6 protein-coding genes are annotated in these 6320 nt (G+C 45.3%); all 6 read right to left on the bottom strand.

Annotated features, from left to right (window positions below):
* Positions 1-55: 55 nt before the first annotated feature.
* Entirely contained in the window at positions 56-484 is a 429-nt protein-coding gene (locus tag ACFSRY_RS20340) for a hypothetical protein (protein WP_377512650.1), read from the bottom strand.
* A gap of 155 nt (positions 485-639) precedes the next feature.
* On the bottom strand, positions 640-1605 hold the full coding sequence (locus tag ACFSRY_RS20335) for an AAA family ATPase (RefSeq protein ID WP_377512647.1): 966 nt from the start codon (positions 1603-1605) through the stop codon (positions 640-642).
* A gap of 6 nt (positions 1606-1611) precedes the next feature.
* Positions 1612-2976, bottom strand: a complete 1365-nt coding sequence (locus ACFSRY_RS20330; RefSeq protein WP_377512644.1) for a peptidylprolyl isomerase — start codon at positions 2974-2976, stop codon at positions 1612-1614.
* A gap of 115 nt (positions 2977-3091) precedes the next feature.
* Positions 3092-5398, bottom strand: coding sequence for a peptidylprolyl isomerase (locus ACFSRY_RS20325; protein WP_377512641.1), 2307 nt, complete (start codon positions 5396-5398; stop codon positions 3092-3094).
* A 162-nt stretch (positions 5399-5560) separates the two neighbouring features.
* Complete coding sequence (locus ACFSRY_RS20320) at positions 5561-5971, bottom strand: ATP-binding protein (RefSeq protein ID WP_377512638.1); 411 nt, start codon at positions 5969-5971, stop codon at positions 5561-5563.
* Positions 5964-6302 carry an STAS domain-containing protein gene (locus ACFSRY_RS20315; RefSeq protein WP_377512635.1) on the bottom strand — a complete coding sequence of 113 codons (339 nt, stop codon included), beginning with the start codon at positions 6300-6302 and terminating at the stop codon, positions 5964-5966. Before ACFSRY_RS20315 ends, ACFSRY_RS20320 begins: the two co-directional genes overlap by 8 nt.
* Positions 6303-6320 lie beyond the last annotated feature (18 nt).

Below are 6320 nucleotides of genomic sequence, written 5' to 3'. Positions count from 1 at the left end.
AAAAAAGAAGCCGCCACTCCAGATCTGGAGTGGCGGCTTCTTTAGATATTATTACCTATGCGTTCAGGTATGGATAGTTAAAGTGCTTTGGACTATGCAACTGCTGCTGTGCCATCATGACGTCTAACGTATGAGCTGTTTCTTTGAAGTACTCCAGGCGGCGGTAGAGCATCTCCTTTTGCAGAACCGTGCCTGTAGCTGTTCTCATATAAGCCTTTTTATCTTCAAGCACATGGTGCATTACATCATTTACCTGCTCTTCGTTTTGTGCATACCACTGCTGAAAATCAAATAGGCGGGCAAAACCAGGTGTGCTTGATGAGAACTCCAGGCCGTGCAGGCGAAGCAGATCAGCAAGTAAGTCTATCTCCAGTGGGATAGAAGTGTTGTAGGGCATAGTGCGTACTTCCAGTTTGCTGTTAAGTGCGCCGGCTATTGTTGCCAAATTATCTTTAAAGCGAAAGTATAAAGCAGCCGCTTCCATAAGTTTCTAAGCTAAAATTAATAAAATTGATCGGGTGCAAAATTACACCAATTTGGTTGACATCCAATGGGTGCCCGTTCTGAGTGAAAGGATGAACTACTGCGGTAACGGAAAGTAAATTAGCTAAATACTGCTGTGAGGGAAGATGCTGATAATTACAGCAACTCCTGAATTATTCTTTCAACAGTAATGCCTTCAGCTTCGGCTTTAAAATTTCGCACTATGCGGTGGCGAAGTATCGGAAGAGCCACTGCTCGTACATCTTCAATATCTGGGCTGTACTTCCCATTTAAGATGGCATTACACTTAGCACCTATAATAAGATGCTGGGAGGCTCTTGGGCCTGCACCCCATTCAAGGTATTGGTTGGCCTGTTGTGAGGCCATTGGCATGTTAGGGCGGGTTTTGTGCACCAATTGCACTGCATACTCCACAACATTGTCAACTACCGGTACACGGCGCACCAATTGCTGAAAAGCAAGAATATCTTCAGCGTGCAGAATTTTGCTCAGGTGTGTGGTCACAGCACCGGTTGTATTTTTTACAATCTGCAGCTCCGATTCATAGCTAGGGTAGTTCAGTGTAATGTTAAACATGAAGCGGTCCAGCTGTGCTTCGGGTAGGGGATAAGTGCCTTCCTGCTCGATTGGATTTTGGGTAGCCAGTACAAAGAATGGCTTTGGGAGGTCGTATTTTCGGCCGGCAACCGTAACAGCATGCTCCTGCATTGCTTCTAAGAGTGCTGCCTGTGTTTTTGGGGGAGTTCGGTTTATTTCGTCGGCCAGTACAATGTTTGCGAAAACAGGGCCTGTGACAAACTTAAAGTTCCGGTCTTTGTCAAGCGTTTCAGCACCCACAATGTCAGAAGGCATCAGGTCGGGGGTAAACTGAACTCTGCTGAATGACATGTCCAGCGAGTCTGCAATAGTTTGGATTAGGAGCGTTTTCGCTAGCCCCGGAACACCAACCAGGAGGCAGTGCCCCTGACAAAAAACAGCTGTTAGTACTAATTTTACTACTTCTTCCTGGCCTACAATTACTTTCGAAATTTCTGAAGTTAATGTCCGGTAGGCATGGTGTAGTCCGTCGGCTGCTTCTTTGTCAGAGGAGTACTGCGTCATAGTTTCTTATTGCGTTAGCTGGAGTACCTTACAATCTTGGTACTCCGGATCAATCTCAATGTATACTGTGTCAAAGTTCTTGCGGAACCAGGTTTCAATAGCCTTGCCTTTCTTCTCGTTCAATGCTGCGGTGGCTATCTTCTGATAATCGTCCTGAAGGTTAGCCAAATGCGGCTTAGACTTGGACTTAAGGTAAATAATGCGTGCAGCTTCCTGACCATCCTCAGTACGGAAAGGTACCGGTTTTGATATTTCACCTACCTGCATGGTATCAATCACGAAGAAAATGGCAGGGTCAACCTGGTCCATTGGGATATACATGCTACCGGTAGCACGACTGGTAAGCATACCTCCTGTATCTTTTGTGTTCTTATCGTCAGAAAATTCTTTAGCTGCTTTGGCAAATGTAAGGCTATCATTAACCACCAGCGTACGAATACTATCTAATTCTGCTGTAGCCTCTTCCACATCCACAGTTGCCGTTGCAGGCTTTATCAGGATGTGGCGCGTGTTAAACTCCTGTCCCTTACGCTCAATCAACTGAATCAGGTGAAAACCAAACTGCGACTCCACAACATTTGATGTCTGGCCTGGCTCCAGGCGTAAAGCGGCTGCCTCATACTCTGGTACAAGCTCCTTCTTTTTGAAGAAACCAAGTTCTCCACCAGCCTGTGCAGATCCCGGGTCCTGTGAATATTGCTTCGCTAGCGTCGCAAAATCCTCGCCGGCAAGTATACGCTTACGGATAGCTTCCAGTTGCTCACGTGCGGTTTGCTTTTGTTGTTTGCTTACCTGAGCATATTTTACAATCTGCCCAAGTTCTACTTCACTTGAAAAGTATGGGAGGCTGTCCTGTGGGATTCGGCTAAAATACCTTTTAATTTCTTTTGGGGTCACGGATACTTTGCCGGCAATCTGCTGCTGCATTCTCTCCATGATCATCTGCTCCTGAACAGTCTTGCGAAGTTCATCTTTCAGCTGCCTGATGCTCTTGTTGTAGTATTGCTCCAGGCGCTCCACGCCACCTACCTGAGCAGTAAGATAATCTATACGGCGATTCAGCTGGTCTGTAACCATCGCGTCCTCAACCACCACTGAGTCTATCTCTGCGCGGGCAAGCAATAGCTTGTCCTGCACCAGCGAACGTAAAATTTCACACTTCAGCTCTTCGTTTGGCTGTTGCTTTGACTGAGCCAGGTACTGCAGGTAATTAAACTCCAGGTCAGACTTAAGGATTACGTGATTGTCTATTTTGGCAATAATACCATCTACTTTGCGCTGAACAGGCGTCTGGGCAAAGGCTGTAACTGAGGTAACGATGAAGCAAACTGCAACAAAGGCTAGCCTGGCAAAGTTATTTGTCTTTCTCAATGTGATTTTACTTATTTTAAACACGCTGCTAAATTAACGTGCAAGATACGGCTTTATTCTGAGTTTAAGGTTCTGCTTTTATTTACAGCAATAAAAGGGCCAGTAAAAGCTCCGTTTACTTCTTAATTATCTTTTCTAATTCCTCTGCATTCACGCTAACAGGATACTTTTCGCGCAGCTGCTCTACCCACTGCTGTTCCAGGTAATTCTGATAATCAGCTATAGCTAGACCGCGTGTCTCATTTAGAGCTTTATAGGTTGGCTCCAGCACTTCATTAATAATGATCAGGTATTCGCGTCCATTTTGTTGAACTGTATAAGTGCCTTTTTCCCATTTAACTGAGTCAAGTACCTTAAGCTCTCCTTTCTGGAATTTCTTCTCAGTTATTTGTACATCTAAGGGGCTATTGGTGTTCAGGTTATCTGCCAGTGCACTTACTTCGGAAGTATAAAGGTTAAAGGAAACACGGCGGTTACGGCGGCGCCCTGTTTCTGTATTATCCGGGCCAGCTTGTTTTGTTTTTCCTAAAACGTTGGTGCTGAGCTGCGAGGCCGGCACGCCCTCTTCCTGCAGATACTTCAAGATCTGCTGGGCGCGGGAGGCGGCTACATTCTCTTTTGATGCAGCTTCGCGGGCATCGGCATGGCCATTCACTTCTAGAGTAAGAGCAGGGTTGTTCTTCAGTATTTCAGCGAATTCGTTCAGTTTGATAGTCGCTTCTCTGCTCAGGTCTGCTTTGTTCGGATCAAAAAGCACATCTGTCAGGTTTGCAGATTTTACAGGATACTGGCGCTTGTCAAGCTGTGCCTTTGCTTTATTAAGTAGTTCTTTGTTGGCGGCGCTGATAACTGTTGCCTGTACGCGTGGGCCCCACTTATACTTTTCTTTGTTCTGCTCATAGAAAGCTTTAAGGCCGACAGAATCTTCCACTGCTTTCGACCACACTCTTTCATCCATTAGCTGGAAAAGCAGAATGCCATCGTGGTATTCCTGCACCAGCATACGGTAGTCCTGGTACTTATTCGGCAGGTTCGCCTTCTCAAATTCAACCAGGCTTTTATCAGCAAAAGCATCATAAAGCTGGCTCATTGCATACTCTGGTGTGCCAGTAGTACGTGGGCGTTGCTGTTCCTTTGCAAAAGCATAGAAGTCCTGTACAGTGTAAGGTTTTCCTTGAATTGTGAAGAGTGTTTGGTTTAGTGCTTTGTCATTAGCGTCGTAGCTCCATTTGCCCTGCATCAGTTCCTGATCAGCTTTGCTTAATGCAACCGTTTTAGCCGAAGCATTTTCTGTAAAGTTGTTTTCTGCTTTGATCCGCTTCAGGAAGGCAGTTTTATTTAGCTCTGAGCGAGAGTCTTTAGCTATTTTATTACGCAGGTTCTGCTCCATGTCCTCGAATGGTGGCAGCCCTCGCTTATCCATTAGCTTTATAATGTGCCAGCCATACGGCGTAAGCACTGGCTTAGCAATGTCACCTTCTTTTTGCAGGGCAAAGGCAGCATCCTCAAAATTGGGGATCATTCGTCCTGTGCCAAACCAAGGCAATTCTCCACCACTGTTCGCTGAGTTAGCATCTTCTGAGAACTCAGCCGCCAGTTTACCCCAGGCTTCATTCCGCTGCAGACGCTTGTAGATAGCATCTATACGTTGTTTGGCTGCCAGTGAGTCTGCCTTTGGCATTCCTGGTGTAGCGCGTACCATGATGTGAGCCACTTTCACCTCTCCACGTGCCTGGCGCTTGTCGTGCACCTTGATCAGGTGGTAACCAAAGCGTGTGCGAACCGGCTGTGACATTTCTCCTGCTGGTGTATTATAAGCAGCATCTTCAAACGGATAAACCATTTGCATAGCCGTGAAGTAGCCTAGTTTACCTTTATTCTCTGCTGCCGAAGGATCCTGAGATAACTCCTGTGCCAGTTTCCCGAAGTCTTCCCCGTTCTGCACGCGTTTTCGTAGTTCCAGCACTTTGTTATAAGCAGCCAGTGTGTCTTCCGGTGCTGCATCAGGTTGTAGCGTGATAAGAATATGAGAGGCATTTACTTCCTGCTGCAAACGCTCGTAAGCTTGCTTAACCAACTGTTCGGTTACACTTTTCTCGGTAAGGTACGGCTGTGCAAGCTGCTCCTTATAACCTTCCAGTTCGCGTTTGAAAGCCATTGTGGTATCCAGGCCACGGCTCTCAGCCTCTTTTACCTTAAGCTTAAAGTTCGTGTAAAGTTTAAGGTAATCAGTTACACTCTCACGGGTGTAGGCATCTTCGTTTCCAGCGTTGTTTTTCTCATAAACATAACGAAACTCCGAAGTAGAGATAGGCTCGGAGCCAAGTGTCGCTATTGCTGGTTCTTTGGAATCGTTCTTCTTGGTTGCAGTGCATCCGGCCACAAAAAGGGCGGCTGCAACAAGTAAGTGGTTGCTGCGCATAAGTAGATTATAAACAAAACTTTGTTTAGCTGATCGGGATCAGATCATGCAATTTTAATTAAAAATTCTGACAGATTTGTCAAAAAGTATTCCTATAATACTATTGCATTAGGTTTTGTTCCGGATAACGGGTAAAGCTTGATAAAAGTGTGTTTCAGCAGCTTATTTTATTTTTTTGTAGAGGGTACAAACATTCTTGCTGCCGTTGGAGGAGAATTCCACTTTATCCATGATACGGTTTACCAAAGCGATTCCCACACCGCCTTTTTTCCCTATCCGGATGTGCTCCTCAATGTTAGGCTCCTTGTACTCTGACCGACTGAAAGGAACACCCTGATCCGCTATTTCAAAAGTCAGCATCTCCTTTTTCTGCTGAATGCTTAGGCAGATAAACTTGTCTGGGTTTTCCTGGTTTGCGTGGATGATAAGGTTTGCGCATATCTCATCCACGGCTAAAACGATCTGGTTCATGAGAATATCTGATAGCGTAAGGGCATGCAGATACTCCGTGACGAAGTCTCGTATTAGTTTAAGGTTTTTTTTAGTACAATTTACCCGGATGGAATTATTCATCTGCAATGGTCATGGCTTCGTCGTAGTCTGACACGATGGTCATAAGCAGATCCAGGCCTAATATTTCGAAAACGTTACGCACTTTGTCCTGCATGTTATAGAAGATAAGTTTAATCTGTGCATCTTCAAATCGCTGCAGGTGCGATATGAACACTCCCAAACCAGCAGAAGAAATGTAGTTCAGGTTTTCGCAGTCAACAAGGATCTTGCTGTATTTCATGATCTCAGGATCAGATAGCTCCTCATCAAGTACAACAGAAGAACTAGCGTCCAGTTCACCATTCAGGGTTATGATAATGGTGTTTTCTTTTATTTCATGTGTTATTTTCATCGGCATATGTACGACTCT

This window comes from Pontibacter locisalis (assembly GCF_042684605.1).
Classification (GTDB): Bacteria; Bacteroidota; Bacteroidia; order Cytophagales; family Hymenobacteraceae; genus Pontibacter; species Pontibacter locisalis.
Note: the sequence above shows the minus strand (reverse complement) of the source record. Positions and strands in the feature narration are given on the sequence as shown.

Excerpts from the sequence above, each read along its gene's own strand:
- ACFSRY_RS20340 (WP_377512650.1), bottom strand. The coding sequence starts at position 484 with ATGGAAGCGGCTGCTTTATACTTTCGCTTTAAAGATAATTTGGCAACA.
- ACFSRY_RS20335 (WP_377512647.1), bottom strand. The coding sequence starts at position 1,605 with ATGACGCAGTACTCCTCTGACAAAGAAGCAGCCGACGGACTACACCAT.
- ACFSRY_RS20325 (WP_377512641.1), bottom strand. The coding sequence starts at position 5,398 with ATGCGCAGCAACCACTTACTTGTTGCAGCCGCCCTTTTTGTGGCCGGA.
- ACFSRY_RS20320 (WP_377512638.1), bottom strand. The coding sequence starts at position 5,971 with ATGAATAATTCCATCCGGGTAAATTGTACTAAAAAAAACCTTAAACTA.
- ACFSRY_RS20315 (WP_377512635.1), bottom strand. The coding sequence starts at position 6,302 with ATGAAAATAACACATGAAATAAAAGAAAACACCATTATCATAACCCTG.